Annotated in this window: 14 protein-coding genes, 2 tRNA genes and 2 pseudogenes; 7 read left to right on the forward strand and 11 right to left on the reverse strand. The window is 70.3% G+C overall.

Annotated elements, in window-relative coordinates:
- Nucleotides 1–100 precede the first annotated feature (100 nt).
- Complete coding sequence (locus ACXKR8_RS25460) at nt 101–859, reverse strand: DUF881 domain-containing protein (RefSeq protein WP_458266896.1); 759 nt, start codon at nt 857–859, stop codon at nt 101–103.
- Nucleotides 860–1,047: 188 nt separating this feature from the next.
- Between ACXKR8_RS25460 and crgA the strand changes: the two are divergent.
- Nucleotides 1,048–1,300: pseudogene (gene crgA / locus ACXKR8_RS25465) on the forward strand (cell division protein CrgA).
- 281 nt (nt 1,301–1,581) lie between these two features.
- Here crgA and ACXKR8_RS25470 read toward each other — a convergent pair.
- Together ACXKR8_RS25470 and ACXKR8_RS25475 are read right to left on the reverse strand one after the other, a co-directional pair.
- Nucleotides 1,582–2,406 carry a rhomboid family intramembrane serine protease gene (locus ACXKR8_RS25470; protein ID WP_458266898.1) on the reverse strand — a complete coding sequence of 275 codons (825 nt, stop codon included), beginning with the start codon at nt 2,404–2,406 and terminating at the stop codon, nt 1,582–1,584.
- 166 nt (nt 2,407–2,572) lie between these two features.
- The gene (locus tag ACXKR8_RS25475; protein ID WP_458266899.1) at nt 2,573–3,100 is read right to left on the reverse strand and encodes a peptidylprolyl isomerase; all 528 of its coding nucleotides are present in this window, start codon (nt 3,098–3,100) and stop codon (nt 2,573–2,575) included.
- A gap of 204 nt (nt 3,101–3,304) precedes the next feature.
- Between ACXKR8_RS25475 and ACXKR8_RS25480 the strand changes: the two genes are divergently transcribed.
- From ACXKR8_RS25480 to ACXKR8_RS25505, 6 genes and pseudogenes are all read left to right on the forward strand, one after another.
- Complete coding sequence (locus tag ACXKR8_RS25480) at nt 3,305–4,054, forward strand: DUF5324 family protein (RefSeq protein WP_458266900.1); 750 nt, start codon at nt 3,305–3,307, stop codon at nt 4,052–4,054.
- Between the two features lie 793 nt (nt 4,055–4,847).
- A pseudogene (locus tag ACXKR8_RS25485) lies at nt 4,848–5,182 on the forward strand (MerR family transcriptional regulator).
- Nucleotides 5,183–5,345: 163 nt separating this feature from the next.
- Entirely contained in the window at nt 5,346–5,966 is a 621-nt protein-coding gene (locus ACXKR8_RS25490) for a TetR/AcrR family transcriptional regulator (protein WP_458266902.1), read from the forward strand.
- Between the two features lie 53 nt (nt 5,967–6,019).
- Nucleotides 6,020–6,877, forward strand: coding sequence for an SDR family oxidoreductase (locus tag ACXKR8_RS25495; protein WP_458266903.1), 858 nt, complete (start codon nt 6,020–6,022; stop codon nt 6,875–6,877).
- Between the two features lie 281 nt (nt 6,878–7,158).
- The gene (locus ACXKR8_RS25500) at nt 7,159–8,238 is read left to right on the forward strand and encodes a 2OG-Fe(II) oxygenase (RefSeq protein WP_462099851.1); all 1,080 of its coding nucleotides are present in this window, start codon (nt 7,159–7,161) and stop codon (nt 8,236–8,238) included.
- A complete protein-coding gene (locus tag ACXKR8_RS25505; RefSeq protein ID WP_462099852.1) occupies nt 8,163–9,545 on the forward strand; it encodes a hypothetical protein in 1,383 nt (460 codons plus the stop codon). The genes ACXKR8_RS25500 and ACXKR8_RS25505 overlap by 76 nt, the downstream gene beginning before the upstream one ends.
- Before the next feature lie 226 nt (nt 9,546–9,771).
- Here ACXKR8_RS25505 and ACXKR8_RS25510 read toward each other — a convergent pair whose 3' ends face one another.
- The 8 genes from ACXKR8_RS25510 to gyrA all read right to left on the reverse strand — a co-directional run bounded on the left by ACXKR8_RS25510 (nt 9,772) and on the right by gyrA (nt 16,383).
- Entirely contained in the window at nt 9,772–10,347 is a 576-nt protein-coding gene (locus ACXKR8_RS25510) for a Uma2 family endonuclease (RefSeq protein WP_458266905.1), read from the reverse strand.
- A 286-nt stretch (nt 10,348–10,633) separates the two neighbouring features.
- A complete protein-coding gene (locus tag ACXKR8_RS25515) occupies nt 10,634–11,200 on the reverse strand; it encodes a Uma2 family endonuclease (protein ID WP_458266906.1) in 567 nt (188 codons plus the stop codon).
- A 332-nt stretch (nt 11,201–11,532) separates the two neighbouring features.
- Nucleotides 11,533–11,605: transfer RNA gene (locus tag ACXKR8_RS25520), tRNA-Ala, on the reverse strand.
- 166 nt (nt 11,606–11,771) lie between these two features.
- Nucleotides 11,772–11,903, reverse strand: coding sequence for a DLW-39 family protein (locus tag ACXKR8_RS25525; RefSeq protein ID WP_458266907.1), 132 nt, complete (start codon nt 11,901–11,903; stop codon nt 11,772–11,774).
- 153 nt (nt 11,904–12,056) lie between these two features.
- A complete protein-coding gene (locus tag ACXKR8_RS25530; protein ID WP_458266908.1) occupies nt 12,057–12,368 on the reverse strand; it encodes a DUF6191 domain-containing protein in 312 nt (103 codons plus the stop codon).
- Between the two features lie 102 nt (nt 12,369–12,470).
- Nucleotides 12,471–12,544, reverse strand: a tRNA-Ile gene (locus ACXKR8_RS25535).
- Nucleotides 12,545–12,679: 135 nt separating this feature from the next.
- Nucleotides 12,680–13,594 (reverse strand): DUF3566 domain-containing protein, encoded by a 915-nt coding sequence (locus tag ACXKR8_RS25540; protein WP_458266909.1) that lies wholly within the window; start codon nt 13,592–13,594, stop codon nt 12,680–12,682.
- Nucleotides 13,595–13,773: 179 nt separating this feature from the next.
- A complete protein-coding gene (gyrA, locus tag ACXKR8_RS25545; protein WP_458275082.1) occupies nt 13,774–16,383 on the reverse strand; it encodes a DNA gyrase subunit A in 2,610 nt (869 codons plus the stop codon).
- Nucleotides 16,384–16,391: the final 8 nt, after the last annotated feature.

Raw genomic sequence — 16,391 nt, forward strand, 5'->3', positions numbered from 1 at the left:
GGTGGTCTCCGCTGTTCTCCGCCGCACCAGAGTACGGGGCGGCATGCCCGGTCGGTTCATCTTCCGAGCGGTGCGTCGCCGCCGGACACCCCTCTAGGGGTCACTGCTGGGTCTTGGCGTACTGGAGGTCCGCCGTCCCGGTATAAGCGGGGAGGGTGGTCGCCCCCGACTGCTGGAGCTTCCAGCCGAGCCCGTAGGCGGCCACGTACTGGAGGTAGGTCTGCAGCGCGGTGTCCTGGGCGATGGACGCGTTCAGCGTGCTGCGGTCGCCGACCGCCCTGATCACATAGGGCGGGGAGTAGACCCGGCCCTGCAGGATCAGCTGGTTGCCGACGCAGCGCACCGCGCTGGTGGAGATCAGCCGCTGGTCCTGGACCTGGATGCCGGTCGCCCCGCCGCGCCACAGCGCGTTGACGACGGCCTGCAGGTCCTGCTGGTGCACCACCAGGTCGTCCGGCTGCGGCTGCGGCACCCCGGGGATCTTCGCGGTGGCCCCGGCCGGGGCGTCGTTGAGGGTGACCGTGACGCCGGGGCCGCTGAGCGGGTCTAGCCCGACCGTCTGTTCGAGCGCGCCGAGCCGCTTGATGTCGGCCGGGTCCTGCGCGTGCTGGGCGGCCAGGGCGTCGATCTGGGCCCGCAGCCCGGCGACGCCGCTCTCGGCGGCGGCGTTCTGCTGGCTGCGCTGCTGTATGACGTCGGAGAGGCGGAGCAGGGTGTCGTCATTGCGGAGCGAGGTGCCGTGCGCCGCCCGTCCGCTGGTGTAGAAGAGAAAGCCGGCCAGGGCGAAGACCATACATGTCGCGAAACGACCGACAATTCGGGCGGTGCCGGGGCGCTTGCGGGCAGCCGGTTCGGTCACGTCCGGAACTTCTTCCGAATCTGGCACGTACCCTTATCTCCTTCCGACTCCGCGAGCCACTACGCTAACGGACGCTGGAGACGCATGCGGCGGCACCGCACGCCGTGCCACTTTTTCTCCAGGACAACCCATAGCTCAGCAGGCGCCTTAGGGCCATGCAGCGCAGCGCATCGACAGGAGTGCTCCTCGTGCCGAAGTCCCGTATCCGAAAGAAAGTCGGACTACACCCCGCCCGCCCAGGCGACCGCGGTGAAGTTGAGTTCGGGACGCAGTTGGGTCGCCCCGTTCATGCTGGCGCTCTTCCTGATCGGCCTGATCTGGATCGTCATCTACTACGTCTCCAGTTCCGAGTGGCCGATTTCGGCGCTCCACAACTGGAATATCGTCATCGGCTTCGCGTTCATCGCGGGCGGGTTCGGCGTCTCCACCCAGTGGAAGTAAGCGGCCGAGCCGCCGCTTCCCACGCGTTGTCCACATGGTTATCCACAGTGGGGAAAACCATGACTATCTGTGGATAACTTGATTCATCGGGGCTGAAAAAGCTCCCGCCCGGCCCCGTCCATCGGGGCAAGTACGCAGGTGGACGCGGGTAGACCAGCAGTAAGCCAAGGGGCCCGCACAGGTGTGCGGGCCCCTTGTGGACAACTCGGCCGGAACGCCGCCGGGGGCGGTCTCCGGCAGCCAGGATCAGCCAGCCGGCGGCCGGGATCGGCCGGCCGGGCTCAGTTCAGCGCGGCCACCCCGGCCAGGGTCGCCACCAGCACCGCGAGCGCCACCACCAGCACCGCCGCCGCCTGCACCGCGGTGCGGTTGCGCAGCGGCGCGTGCGCCAGCCCGAAGCCCACCAGCAGCCCCGCGACCAGGCCGCCGACATGCCCCTCCCAGCTGATGCCGGGGATCGCGAAGGTGGCGACCAGGTTGACCACCACGATGGCCATGATCGGCCCCAGCTCGTAGCCGCGCTTGCGCTGGATCACCAGCAGCGCGCCCAGCAGGCCGAAGATCGCCCCGGAGGCGCCCAGGGTGAGCGTCCGCGGAGCCGCCAGCAGCACCAGGGCGGAGCCGGCCAGCCCCGACAGCAGGTACAGCGCCAGGAAGCGCCAGCGGCCGAGCAGCCGCTCCAGCGGCGGCCCGAGCACCCAGAGCGACCACATGTTCATCGCGATGTGCCAGGGGGCGGTGTGGAAGAACACCGAGGTGATCAGCCGGTACCACTGGCCGTTCGCCACCCCCGGGCCCCACATGTAGAGGTCGAGCACGTTCGCCGGGCTCATCACGTAGTGCAGCAGCCACACCGCGACGTTCAGCCCGATCAGGACCTTGGTGACCAGCGTCCCGTCGACGGCCAGGGCCCCGCCGAACTCGGTCCTGGCCTGCCGTACGGCCGTGCCCGGGACCGGACCGGTACCGCTCACGCACTCCTGGCACTGGAACCCGACCGCGGCCTCCACCCGGCAGTCCGGGCAGACCGGGCGCTCGCAGCGGTTGCAGCTCACCCCGGTCTCCCGCCCCGGATGGCGGTAGCAGTCGGGAAGCGTGGCAATCATGTTCATCCTGTTCCTTGAAGCCCGGGAGACACGACGGGCCCGGTGCTCGACAGCACAAGCCTGCCGTGCACCGGGCCCGAGGGAAATGCCTAGCGGCGGGAAAGATGCCCGGCGGGACGCCCGGCCCGTGCCCGGTGGGACGCCCGGGGCGTCTCTGGTGACACCTCTAGCGGCGGGAGATCTCGACCGACTCGATCACCACGTCCTCGACCGGGCGGTCGTTGAACGGGGTGACCTTGGCGGCCGCGATCGCGTCCACCACGGCCCGGCCGTCCTGGCCGGTGACCTCGCCGAAGATGGTGTGCTTCCGGTTCAGGTGGCCGGTCGGGGCCACCGTGATGAAGAACTGCGAGCCGTTGGTGCCCGGGCCGGCGTTCGCCATGGCCAGCAGGTACGGGCGGTCGAAGGCCAGGTCCGGGTGGAACTCGTCGCCGAACTGGTAGCCGGGGCCGCCGGTGCCGGTGCCGAGCGGGTCCCCGCCCTGGATCATGAAGCCGGAGATGACCCGGTGGAACACCGTTCCGTCGTACAGCCGCCCCTGCGACTTGGCACCCGTGCGGGGGTCGGTCCACTCCCGGGACCCCTCGGCCAGCTCCACGAAGTTGGCCACCGTCTTCGGGGCGTGGTTCGGGAGCAGCCTGACCTCGATGTCCCCGTGGTTGGTCCTGAGAGTGGCGAACAGTTCCTCGGCCACGATGCGCCTTCCTGCAGTCCTGCGTACTTCCGCGTACAGCTCTGACACAGCGAATCCTCCCACGCCCTGCACAAAGCGGCGCAAAGGAGCAGGATGCAGGGAAGCCCCGGGGCCGTTCCGGCGCGCCTTGGTACGTTCCGGCGCGCATGATCTTTAACTGGGTGGACAGGTGAGAATTCGGACGCCATCGAGGAGGAGGTACTGGTGACCCGCATCGACGCAGCGCGCGAGGCTGCCGGGAAGACCCGGGAGCAGCTCGCCCCCTACGCCGCGAGCGCACGGGACGCGGCAGCGCACTACACCGACGAGGCATGGCAGCGGCTGGCCCCGCACATCGAGTCCGCCGTTGAGCAGGCACGGGTAGCGGCGCAGAACGCCCAGAACGCCGCACAGAGCACCGTGGACAGCCGTGTCACGCCCCATGTCGTACCACTTTGGGACCAGGCCAGGGCGACGGTGCCGCCCTCTGTCGAGGACGCCGTCAGCAAGGCCGCGGTACGCACCCGCAAGGCGGCCAGGAAGGCCAGGAACACGGCGGTCCCCGTCGTGAGCCACGCCTTCGACGAGGCGGCCCAGGCCACCTCGCAGGCCGCGCAGATCGCCAGGGCCCGCGGTGCGGCCACCCTGCCGGTGCTGCGCGGACAGGTGTCCCGCGCCGAGATCGAGGCGCTGGCGGCCAAGCACACCCGCTCCAGGGGCTCCCGCTGGACCCGCCGGGTCGTGGTGGTCGGCGTCCTGGGCGCGGCGGCCGGCGGCGGCTGGGCGGCCTGGCGCTGGTGGCAGCAGCAGAGCAACCCGGACTGGCTGGTGGAGCCGCCCGCGGCCACCCTCCCGCCGCGTCCCGCCCCGGCGGCCTCCACCGCTCCGGCGGACGAGGCAGTCGTGCTGCTCGACCCCGAGGTCCTGGCCAAGCAGGCCGGCGACCCCGAGGACCCGGACCACGAGGACGTCTGAGCCGGTCGTCCCGCAGCGGCAGAGGGCCCCACCCAGGAACGGGTGGGGCCCTCTGCCGTCCGGCCCCGGGGGCAGCCGGGCTTCACCGCGTGCGCCCGGCGTCGCAGGCCCAGGCCGGGGGCTGCTTCCTGCATGGACGGCCGCATCCCGTCCCGACGGCCCGGTCCTGCCGAGGGCGGGCCATGGGCATGTTCACGAGCGTCCGCTCCACAGGGGCAGCAGGTTACCTCTGACACGGGCACCGGAAAATCTATCGTGGCTGGAGTAGACATCGGGTGGTGGTGTGGTTATGGTTTCTCTCGTAGGCAAGAAGACAGCAGGGCCTGGCAGAAACGAACTGCCGGGCAGCAGTACGAGCAGGTGCAGTTCGCAGGGCGGTGCGGTGGTGGAGTTCCGGAGCCAGGGCGGTTGCAGGACGGCGACGGGCGACGGGGCTGGCTGCCGAAGAGTGGCGCTACGACAGGCCACTGAGCGGTTCGCATCACCAGCAGTACGCACGAGGTCAGTACCAGCAGTAGGCAAGTGACAGATCCCAGAGGGACGAACGGAGGAGCGAGGCATCATCAGGATCGCCCGGGCGGAAGTACTGAACCCGGGTACCGCAGGACATCGATAGCGAGGTGGTCTGAGGTCAAGCAACCGCGATCCCCGCACCAGCCGACCGACCCCCCGTCGGCGGTACGGACACAGTAGACCGGCGCAGTCCTGAGGCCGGAAGATGGTGTAGCAGTTCCTTCGGGGCCCTGGTGCCACAGGCACCAGGGCCCCTCCACGCGTTCCAAAGAGAGGCAAGATGACAGCAGACGCTTCGTTCGGACGTCTCGACGACGACGACTACCCCGCCTACACCATGGGCCGGGCCGCCGAGATGCTCGGCACCACCCAGGGCTTCCTGCGCGCCATCGGCGAAGCCCGCCTGATCACCCCGCTGCGCTCCGAGGGCGGCCACCGCCGCTACTCCCGCTACCAGCTGCGCATCGCCGCCCGCGCCCGCGAACTCGTCGACCAGGGCACCCCATCGAAGCCGCCTGCCGCATCGTCATCCTCGAAGACCAACTCGAAGAAGCCCAACGCATCAACGCCGAATACCGACGCGCCGAATCGGCCAAGCCCCCGGACGTGCCCTGACGCGGGACGACCCGCGGGGGCTGCCCGCGGCCGACAGCCCCAGCCACAGCCACAGCCGGGCCAGGGCGCGGGCGGCTGACGTGAGCAGCGGTTTGACCGGCTGCCCATCCCGGTTTACTTTAGATACGCAACCGTAGCGTATCTAAACTGGAGGTGGTCGTCGATGAGTTCACTGGCCCGCTCGCGTGCTGGTGGTTCGGACGCGACGTCGGCGACGGGCCGGCCGCGCGATGCCAACCGCGACTCGGCCATCCTCGATGCGGCGCTTCAGCTCCTGACCGAGGTCGGCTACGACCAGCTGTCCATGGAGTCGATCGCCGCCCGCGCCGCGGTGGCCAAGACCACGATCTACCGCCGCTACAGCGACAAGGCCGCCCTGGTGGCCGCCGCGGTCAAGCACCGGTCGAGCAGCACCCCGCCGCAGGCCCGCTCGGGAGACCTGCGCGAGAACCTGCTGGCCGTGGTCGGGTGGCTGGCACAGCAGATCGCCGAACAGGAGATCGGGCTCCTGGGCGCGCTCTTCGCCGGCATGCGCAGCGATCCCGACCTCGCAGCCCACATGCGCCGCATCCTGCGCCGCGACGAGGCCGCGATGACCGACCAGTCCCTGCACGGGGCGGTCGAGCACGTCGACCGGCTGGTGCCACGGGCCGCCGAGCTGTTCGCGGAGGTCGCCCCGGCCGTCATCGTGCACCGGATCGTCGTCGCCGGCGAGAGCTGCGACGAGCGCTTCGTCGAACACCTCGTCGACGACATCCTGCTGCCGCTGCTGCGCAGCGACTGAGACTGACCAGCCTGCCCAAGACCACGCGGGGCAGGTACGAAAGGAACCCAAGCATGATCGTCATCACTGGTGCGACCGGCGCCCTCAACGGCGCCACCGTCGAACACCTCCTCAAGCGCATCCCGGCCGACCGGATCGGCGTCAGCGTCCGCAGCACCGACAAGGCCCGCCACTTCGCTGACCGCGGCGTGCGCGTGCGCCAGGGCTCCTACGAGGACCCGGCCGCGCTGCGCGACTCCTTCGAGGGGGCCGACCAGGTCCTGCTGGTGTCCTCCAACGACCCGCACGCGGACGCGGTCGCCCTGCACCGCGTCGGAATCGAGGCCGCGGTCCAGGCGGGAGCCCAGCGCATCCTGTACACCAGCCACCAGGGCGCCGGCGCCGACAGCCCCTTCCACCCGGCACGCGACCACGCCGCCACCGAGCGGCTCCTCGCCGAATCGGCCGTCGCCTGGACCTCCCTGCGCAACGGCTTCTACGCCCACAGCCTGGGCTGGCTGCTCGGCCCCTGGCAGGAGACCGGCACGATCACCGCCCCGGCGGACGGACCGGTCTCATGGACCGACCGCGCCGACGCCGCCGAGGCGGCAGCCGTCATCCTCGCCGGTGACCGCACCTTCGACGGACCGGTCGCCCTCACCGCGCGGCAGGCCGTGACCCTCGACGAGGTCGCCGCCCTGGCCTCCGAGATCACCGGACGCACGATCAAGCGCGTCGTCGTGGACGACGAGGAGTGGATCGCTGCCAAGGTCGCGGCCGGCACACCCGAGGTGATGGCCCGGATGACGCTCACCACCTTCCAAGCCGCTCGCCAAGGCCGCTTCGCCGGGACAGGCCCCCTGCTGGCCGCACTCCTCGGCCGCGAACCCCGCACCGTCGCCGACCAGCTCGCGGACAGCATCCCCGGCTAGACATCCGTCATGACCGACGCAGGCGCCACCACCTCCGAGACTGTCGGACAGCATGTTCGGCCTGGTCCAGCCAGTTGGTGAACCAGCTGGCAAAGGTCAGCGGCTTGCCCTCCGGTGTGCATGACCGCATCAACGCTCATCGGCTTCTCCTTTCCGCGGACCCGGAGGATAGGGGCTGCCCGGCAGCGGGGTCAGAACATCCCGGCCTCCCACGTCGGCCGGCGCTAGGGTTTTCGGAGCAGTCGGAACGGCACGATGCCGGCCAGAGGGGCGGACACGCCATGGGACAAGGAGCACGGAAGCGACTGGCGGAGCTGCTCGACCACTCGCAGCAGCGCGGGGACTTCAGTACCCGCATGGAGGTGGACGCCAGTGCACTACGTATCGCGGTGGACGGCCTCGGCGAGCTGCCGCTGCCGCTGCGCGCCCCGGTCACCAGGAAGCTGATCGCCCAGGCCCGGCAGGCCCGCTTCGGCCGCGGTGAGCAGACCCTGTCCGACACCAGCGTGCGCGACACCTGGGAGATCACCCCGGACCGGTTCACCCTGGGCGGCCCCGACTGGGACCGCACGCTGGACGGTGCCCTCGACCGTGTGCGCACCGCACTCGGTCTTCCGCCCACCACCACCCTGCGCGCCGAACCGCACGCACTGCTCGTCTACGGCAAGGGCCAGTTCTTCCTGCCGCACCAGGACTCCGAGAAGAACGACGCCATGGTGGGCACCTTGGTGGTCTCGCTGCCCTCGCACCACACCGGCGGCGAACTCGTCATCGAACACGCCGGCCGAAGCACCACCTACCAGGCGTCCCGGGAGCGGCTGACCTTCGCTGCCTTCTACGCGGACTGCCGTCACGAGGTCAGGCCCGTCACCTCCGGCTACCGCATCGCCCTCACCATGAACCTGCTCGCCGAGCGCCTCCGGCCGACCGGCGGCCAGGACGACAGCCCGGTGGCCGACCTGGCCCACTGCCTGACCGAGCACTTCTCCCAGCCAGCCGAGCAGCAGTACGGCTACGGCCGCAACAAGGCTGCACCGCCCAACCGGCTCGTCTACCTCCTCGACCACGAGTACACCCAGCGCGGCCTGGGCTGGGACATGCTCAAGGGCGCCGACGCCGGCCGCGCTGCCCTGCTCCGCCGGGCCGCCGGACAGGCGGACTGCGAGGCGGTCCTCGCACTGGCGGAAGTGAAGGAGACCTGGGACGCCGTACCGCCCTACGACCGCTACGGCTATGACGAATCGGAGCACTCCGACGACTGCGAGGACGAGGAGTGCGAAGGCGAGTGCCTCCTCGACCCCGACGGCGAGCCCGGAGCCGAACGCCGCGCCGCAGCGGCGACTTCTCCGACTACGTACTGAACGACCTGGTCGACGACGAGATCACCCTCGGCTGGTGGACCCGCCCCGACGACACCGGCGGCGAACAGATCTCGCTGCCGGTCCCGTACGCCGAGGTGTGCGCCACCACCGAGAACAGGGACCTCACGCCCTACCAGTCCGAGTACGAGGGCTACATGGGCAACTACGGCAACACCCTGGACCGCTGGTACCGGCGGGCCGCGGTGGTGCTCTGGCCGCGGCAGCGCTCCTTCCCGGCCCGCGCCGAGGCGGACTCCGCGGGAGCCCTTCAGGAGCTCCAGCACTCCCTGGACACAGGGAAGCCCGAGCCGGCACGAACGCTCGCCCGGACACTCGCGCCGTTCTGGAAGCACCAGGGTTCGGGGCCCGCGCTCTTCGCTGCCGCGCTGCGCGTCGCGGTGGGGCTGGGGGAAGCGGACACCGCCGGAATGCTCCTCGCCCCCTTCGGAGTGGAGACCCTGAACGAGTCGCACGCCCCTCAGCTCGCGACAGCTGCCGGACTGTACGGGCGGGTGTGGGCACGTGAGGCCGTAGACAGCTGGCTCGGTCCGGTCGGCGCCTTCACCGGAGCCGACCGCGATACGTGGCTCGCGTCCCTGCCAGGTCTCTGCGCCGCGCTGCGAGCCGCCGAAGGTGACGGGAACGCGGTGGCCGCACCGCTGGTCCAGGGAGCCTGGCAGACGGCCCGGCAGCGGCTCGGCAGCTGGATCGACGTGGGCCAGGAGCAGGAACGCCGTGCGAGCCTGGAGCGGCTCGGCACCACGCTGGCCCACATCCTGCGGGCCGCCGACCCCGAAACCGCCGACACGATCACCAGCGCCCTGCGCGCGCTGCCGGACACCGCGCTGGAGTGCCTGCTCCCGGCCCTGCACACGGCAGCCCGCCCGCCCGTACTGAGCGTCGGCACGCCCGCGGCAAGCGCGTTCCAGTCGCTCGCCGACCACTGCGACGTCCGGCTGACCGCAGCCCTCGCCCGCCCGGTACGGGCAGCGGACGACTGGTCACTCGCCCCGGCCGGTACCTGCCGGTCCAGCTGCGACCTCTGCCCCGTTCTCGACGCCTTCCTCGCCTCCCGCACCCGCCGGGTCATGGACTGGCCGCTCGCGAAGGACCGGCGCCGCCACATCCACAACCGCATCGAGCTGGCCGACCTGCCCATGACCCACACCACCCGCCGTCAGGGAAGCCCTTACACCCTGGTCCTGACCAAGACCGACGCGGTGTTCACCCGCGAGCAGGCAGCCCGGGTCCGCGCCGAGACCGAACTGGCGTGGCTCCGACAGCAATGGGCCCGGCCACGCGACTGAGAGGACACGGGCGACTTGCCGCCCCTACCGCAGGTCAGAGCAGGATGCCGGAATCCCGCAGGGGAGCGACCCCCGCAGGACAAAACGGGACCATCCCCGCGAGCGCGCGGAGCAGATCCGGGGCCAGACCTGGATCATCCGTCTCCATCCTCCTGAGTCGCCGATCCTGCTCGATCCGGAACCTCTCCTGACCTGCCAACAGGGCGGTGACGACATTAGGTTCAGGTCACCGGGCGAGGTCGGCGGGGTGCAGATCCAGCGGGAAGGGGACCGGGGTGCGCAGCCGGTCGCGGTGAACGCCGGTAGCGACATACGCCCGGGTGGTGTCGTCGAGCTCGTAGGTGTGCACGACGGGTAGGCCGTGTTCGTCCTCGATGCGCCACAGGTGGCGGATGCCGGCATCGGCGTACAGGCCCGGCTTGTAGCGGCGGTCGCGGTCCTGCGACTCCGCGGAGACGACCTCGACCACCAGCGCGACCTCTTCGGGGACGAAACGGGTCCGCTCCGGGAGATAGGGCACACTCGCCGCGATGATGTCGGGCTCGGGCCGGCTCCGGCGGTTGAGCGTGACCGTCATCTGGGCCTCCACGGTCCACCCGACGGGCGCGGCACTCTCCAGCGCTGCAGTCAGTCGACGGATGACGCGGTCGTGCCAACTGCGCTGCGGGGACATGTTGAAGATCAGCGCTCCGTCGAGCAGTTCGATATGACGAGGTGCGTCAGCCGGCAGCAGGTCCAGGTCCTCCGCCTCCCAGCCGCTCTCACGGGGCGGGTACATCCATTGCGGCAACGCAGTACTCACATCAACGCCCCTCCAGCAGTGTCGACGCCTCCGGTCCATCCCCAAGAATGCCACGCACCCCACCCCGACGAGGCATCCCCAGACACCACCTTGATGCCCGAGCCGACCGAGACCAAGACCAAACCGTCCCCACCGGGCCCTGGAAGCAGAATCACCCGGAGACGCAGGAGCCCCGGATATGGGGACCACCCCCGCAAGTGCGGGGAGCAGCCGGCTTCGGCGCAGTCTCGCAAGGAGTTCACGGGAACCCGTAGTCGCGCCGCCTCGGCTCAAGGAGCGACAGAACTCAGCAGATCTTCTTGAAGTCGGTGCGCACCGTCACAGCGACCCCGGCGAGGGTGAAACGAACCTCCTCGCCGAAGCGGTAGGGCACCGCCGAGGTGTACTCGTCCCCCTTCGGCTCCCGGTACAGGACGCACTCCCCGGTCAGGACGTCCACGACGAGGTACACCGGGATGCCGCGCGCCGCGTACTGGTTGAGCTTGCGCCCGTAGTCCTGACCGACCGTGGAACGCGACACGCTCTCGGCAACGAAGTGCACATGCTCCTGCGCGACGAAAGCGTCCCCCGGACCAAGTACTCCCGCGTCCACCACCAACACGTCCGGCTCAGGCGTGTAGCCGTCCAGCTCCGGCAGCACCCCCTTGTCGCGCGTGACGTGCAGCCCCGCCTCGCCGGCGAGCTGCTCCGCCAGCTGCAGCCGGATCGAGTCGTCCGCCACACTGTGGGCCTCCGTCACCGGGGACAGGTACAGACGCCCCTGGTCGAACAGCAGCTTGACCGCCTTGGGCAGCTTCATCGACCGCCGTACCTGCCGCAGCCACTGCGCGTGCCCCGGGTAAATCGAGCTCATCGCGCGCCTCCCAAGCGGCCAACGGACACCGCCATCGTACGGGCCAGCACCATCGCTCCGGACTTCACAGCGGCAGCTCGCACCGCCACCGCTCCGGGCCCCGGCGCGCCCTCCAGGCCCAGGGGAGGCACGAGGCTCCCTGGGGAGACGCGGACCCATGTTTTCGCAGGTCAAACGCATGGTGATCTCAGACAACTCGAAGGATCAAACAGGAGCAGACGGCACCCCTGCTTGAACCCCCGAACTCCCAGTGGGCACGGCCGTGCCCACCAGTGGGTACGAAAAATGCCCTCCGACTCCACGTTTCCGCAGGTCAAAGGGCATTTATGGGGTGGAGCCTAGGGGAGTCGAACCCCTGACATCCGCCATGCAAAGACGGCGCTCTACCAACTGAGCTAAGGCCCCTCAGCGGCTCTGACCAGAACCACCGCGCACCAGGGTACCGGTTCCCGGAGGAAACCCTGACCTGGGTTGTTCGCGGTTCTGTTCAGCGGGTCGTGCACGGGGTCGTTCACGGGCGCAACCCCGACCGATCGGCCGGGGTTGCCGCGCCGCACGGATGCGGCGGTCCTCAGCGGGCGCCGGCCGGAACAGCGTCGGTGGCCTCGGTCCACAGATCCTGCTCGGCGCGGTCCGCCTGGACCTGGCGGTACACGAAGTACCCACCAAGAGCAGCCAGGACTACCAGGAGAAGCTTCTTCACCGCGCGACCTCGTCCTTCTGTGCCGGTACTGTGCGGCGGCAGCCGGAAGGGGGCTGCCGTCCTCCCGGCCGATGATACACACCCGGCGTGAGCCGCAACCCGGGCTGCGCCGATCGCGGCCCACCCGCCCCCAGCCGCCCTGCTGACGCCCGGTCAGCCCCGGGGCAGCCGGAGCACGACCCGGCCGCCCTCCAGATCCACCTCGGTCCGCGGCGGGGCGCCGTCGCCCTCGTCGTCCCTGAGCATCAGCGAGCTCTTCCGCTCGTCCAGCTGCTGCTGCTTCCCGGCCGCGAAGACGGCGTGCAGCTGCTCGAAACCGGTCGCCGATATCTGCCCCTCCCGCCCGCTGCCGCGCCAGGGGACCCACTTCGCCCGCCCGGCCCGCAGCGCCAGCTGGTCGACCAGCGCCACCAGCGCCAGCAGGCAGACCAGCCCGGGGATCGTCATCGCGAACAGTGCCGGCATCACTCGTCCACCCGTCGGTCGTGGCCCGTGGGCCCATGGCCCGTAGCCCCTGGAACGAAGCAGAAGCCCCCATCGACCGGGTCGATGGGGCTTCTGTGCGAGTGCGCCTACCAGGACTTGAACCTGGGGCCTCTTCCTTATCAGGGAAGCGCTCTAACCGTCTGAGCTATAGGCGCCCGCTGCTGCGTTGCGTTGAAAGATTAGCGCACCGACGCGGATCTGCCCAAATCCGTTCCCCGGGGCAGGGTCCCGGAGGTGCGGAAACACCGTCCGGGACCCCGCAGGGGGCTAGCGGGGGGCTAGCGGGGGAGCTAGTCCTCCTCGGCGAGGGTGAGCTCCACGCCGCCGGTCATGCCGGCCGCGGTGTTGTAGATGAAGGAGCCCAGCGTCGCCAGGGCGGTCAGCAGCACCACGTCGATCACGGCGATCAGCGCTGTGAAGGTCATCACATTGCTGAAGGACAGGTACGACTGGAGGTCGAACCCGCCGTTCTGGTCGGTCCCGGTGGCCTGCTTCAGCGTGCCGCCGACCGAGCTGAAGACCTGGGCGGTGTCCAGCACCATCCACAGCAGCGCCACGCCGACCACGGTGATCACACCGAGCGCGATGGACAGCAGGAAGCTGATCTTCATCACCGACCAGGGGTCGGTCCTGGCGACCCGCAGCCGGGCCCGCCGGGTCCGGCCGGACGGGGCGGCGGCCGGACCGGCCGCCGGGGCCGCCGCAGGCGCGGCGGGGCCGGGACGGCCCACCGGCGGAGCGGGGGCCGCCACCGCGGCGGCCACCGGGCCGACCCCGGGACCTGCGCCGGAGCCCGGCGGGACCTGGGTGCCGCGGGCCGGGGTGGGCTGGCCCTTCTGGTACGTCGTCGGCTTGGAGTAGCCGGGCCGCTCCGGGGCCGCGGCCGGGGCCTGGGCCGGCTGCGGCGGGGCCGCCGGAGCGGCCTGCTGCTTCGCCTGCTGGCCCTGCGGACCGCCCTGGCGGCGGCGCGGGGCGCCGCCCACGGCGGGCGCCCGCGGCGGGGTCCCCCCGGACGCGGCCGCCTGGACGGTCGGCATCATCGAGGTCGTCCCCGCCGCCTCGCGGCCCGCCGCGGCGGGTCCGAATCCGGGAACGCGGTCGGTGGGACCGACGCCCGCCCCACCCTGGGGCACGCTCGGCCCCGGGCCTCCGCGCTTCGCGGCGCCGCTCCCGGCACCGCCTGTCGCGCCCGTGGCTCCACTCACCCTGGTCCTCCCGCAGTTCCCCACCAGGGCCGGTCGGCCCTGGTCAGTGTCCATGTGTCAGCTGCTGTGCTCGGTACTGTGCCGCCCGTTCGACCCCGTCGCAGCCGACCGGGCCCCGGCTACCGCCAGGGCCCGACCGTACGCCACGCGCCGACGCTTCACACATCGGAGTCCAGGGATCAGTCGGACGCGCCGTCCGCCTGCTCCCCTTCCTCGTCGTCGAGGCCGTCGAGGCCGTCGTTTTCGAGGTCCTCGTCTTCGAGGTTCTCACGGTCGACCGCCCCGGGTGCGTCCGACGACAGCGCGTCGGCCGCATCCAGGTCGGCGATCACGAGGTCCTCGGTCCCGCCCTCGCCGTTCTCGTCGAGTTCGTCCTCACCGGCACCCTCGGCGTTGCGGGCGATGCCGACGACGGCGTCCCGCTTACCCAGGTTGATCAGTTGGACGCCCATGGTGTCACGACTGGTTTCACGAACTCCGGAAACCCTTGTGCGAATTACTCCGCCGCCCAGGGTGATTGCCAGGATTTCGTCCGTTTCCTCCACAACCAGGGCACCGACCAGGATGCCGCGGTTCTCGACGATCTTCGCTGCCTTGATCCCCAGACCGCCGCGGCCCTGAACGCGGTACTCGTCCACCTTCGTCCGCTTGGCGTAACCGCCGTCGGTCGCGGTGAACACATAGGTGCCGGGGCGGATGACGTTCATCGAGAGCAGTTCGTCGCCCTCGCGGAAACTCATCCCCTTCACACCCGAGGTGGCCCGGCTCATCGGCCGCAGCGCCTCGTCGGTCGGGGTGAACCTGATCGCCTGGGCCTTCTTGCTGACCAGCAGCAGGTCGTCCTCGGCGGAGACCAGCGCGGCGCCGATCAGCTCGTCGTCCCGGCCCTCGCCGTCGGTGCGCAGGTTGATCGCGATCAGACCGCCGGAGCGGGGCGAGTCGTAGTCCTTCAGCGGGGTCTTCTTCACCAGGCCCTCGCGGGTCGCCAGGATCAGATAGGGAGCGGCCTCGTACGTCCGCACCGCCATCACCTGGGCGATGTGCTCGCCCGGCTGGAACGCCAGCAGGTTGGCCACGTGCTGGCCGCGGGCGTCGCGGCCGGCGTCCGGCAGCTCGTAGCCCTTGGCCCGGTAGACCCGGCCCTTGTTGGTGAAGAACAGGATCCAGTTGTGGGTGGTGGTCACGAAGAAGTGGTCGACGATGTCGTCCTGCTTCAGCTGCGCCCCGCGCACGCCCTTGCCGCCGCGCTTCTGCGAGCGGTACAGGTCGCTGCGGGTGCGCTTGACGTACCCGCCGCGGGTGATGGTGACGACGATGTCCTCTTCGGCGATGAGGTCCTCGACCGACATGTCCCCCTCGTAGGGGATCAGCGTGCTGCGGCGGTCGTCGCCGTACTTCTCCACGATGATCGCCAGTTCCTCGGCGATGATCGCGCGCTGCCGGTCGGGCGAGGCCAGGATCGCATTGTACTCGTTGATCTTGGTCATCAGCTCGTTGTACTCGGCCGTGATCTTCTGGTGCTCCAGCGCGGCCAGCCGGCGCAGCTGCATCTCCAGGATCGCGTTGGCCTGGATCTCGTCGATCTGCAGCAGGGCCATCAGGCCCGCCCGCGACTCCTCCACCGTGTTGGAGCGGCGGATCGTCGCGATGACCTCGTCGATCGCGTCCAGCGCCTTGAGCAGGCCGCGCAGGATGTGGGCCCGCTCCTCGGCCTTGCGCAGCCGGAAGGTGGTGCGCCGGACGATGACCTCGACCTGGTGGTTCACCCAGTGCCGGATGAAGGCGTCGACCGCCAGCGTCCGCGGCACCCCGTCGACCAGGGCCAGCATGTTGGCGCCGAAGTTGGTCTGCAGGTCGGTGTGCTTGTAGAGGTTGTTCAGCACCACCTTGGCCACCGCGTCGCGCTTGAGCACGACCACCAGGCGCTGGCCGGTCCTGGACGAGGACTCGTCCCGGACGTCGGCGATGCCGCCGACCCGGCCGTCCTTGACCAGGTCGGCGATCTTCAGCGCCAGGTTGTCCGGGTTCACCTGGTACGGCAGCTCGGTGATGACCAGGCACTGCCGGCCCTGGATCTCCTCGACCTCGACCACCGCGCGCATGGTGATCGAGCCGCGGCCGGTGCGGTAGGCGTCCTCGATGCCGCGGCGGCCGACGATCAGCGCCCCGGTCGGGAAGTCCGGGCCCTTGATCCGCTCGATCAGGGCTTCCAGCAGCTCCTCGTTGGAGGCGGTCGGGTTGTTCAGGTACCAGAGCGCGCCCGACGCGACCTCGCGCAGGTTGTGCGGCGGGATGTTGGTGGCCATCCCGACCGCGATCCCGGTGGCGCCGTTGACCAGCAGGTTCGGGAAGCGGGCCGGGAGGACGTCGGGCTCCTGCGAGCGGCCGTCGTAGTTGGCGGAGAAGTCGACGGTGTCCTCGTCGATGTCCCGCATCATCTCCATGGCCAGCGGCATCATCTTGCACTCGGTGTAGCGCATGGCCGCCGCCGGGTCGTTGCCCGGGGAGCCGAAGTTGCCGTTGCCGTCCACCAGCGGCATCCGCAGCGACCAGGGCTGCGCCAGCCGGACCACGGTGTCGTAGATCGAGGTGTCACCGTGCGGGTGGTAGTTGCCCATCACGTCGCCGACGACGCGGGCGCACTTGTAGTAGCCCTTCTCGGGCCGGTAGCCGCCGTCGTACATGGCGTAGAGCACCCGGCGGTGGACCGGCTTGAGGCCGTCGCGGACCTCGGGCAGGGCCCGGCTCACGATCACGCTCATCGCGTAGTCGAGGTAGGAGCGCTGCATCTCGCTCT

The sequence above is a fragment of the Streptacidiphilus sp. PAMC 29251 genome (assembly GCF_054208735.2).

Bases quoted from the DNA above. Each gene is read 5' to 3' on its own strand.
- ACXKR8_RS25495 (WP_458266903.1), top strand. From the start codon at position 6,020: ATGATCGTCATCACTGGTGCGACCGGCGCCCTCAACGGCGCCACCGTC.
- gyrA (WP_458275082.1), bottom strand. From the start codon at position 16,383: ATGCAGCGCTCCTACCTCGACTACGCGATGAGCGTGATCGTGAGCCGG.
- ACXKR8_RS25470 (WP_458266898.1), bottom strand. From the start codon at position 2,406: ATGATTGCCACGCTTCCCGACTGCTACCGCCATCCGGGGCGGGAGACC.
- ACXKR8_RS25490 (WP_458266902.1), top strand. From the start codon at position 5,346: ATGAGTTCACTGGCCCGCTCGCGTGCTGGTGGTTCGGACGCGACGTCG.
- ACXKR8_RS25515 (WP_458266906.1), bottom strand. From the start codon at position 11,200: ATGAGCTCGATTTACCCGGGGCACGCGCAGTGGCTGCGGCAGGTACGG.
- ACXKR8_RS25530 (WP_458266908.1), bottom strand. From the start codon at position 12,368: ATGCCGGCACTGTTCGCGATGACGATCCCCGGGCTGGTCTGCCTGCTG.
- ACXKR8_RS25500 (WP_462099851.1), top strand. From the start codon at position 7,159: ATGGGACAAGGAGCACGGAAGCGACTGGCGGAGCTGCTCGACCACTCG.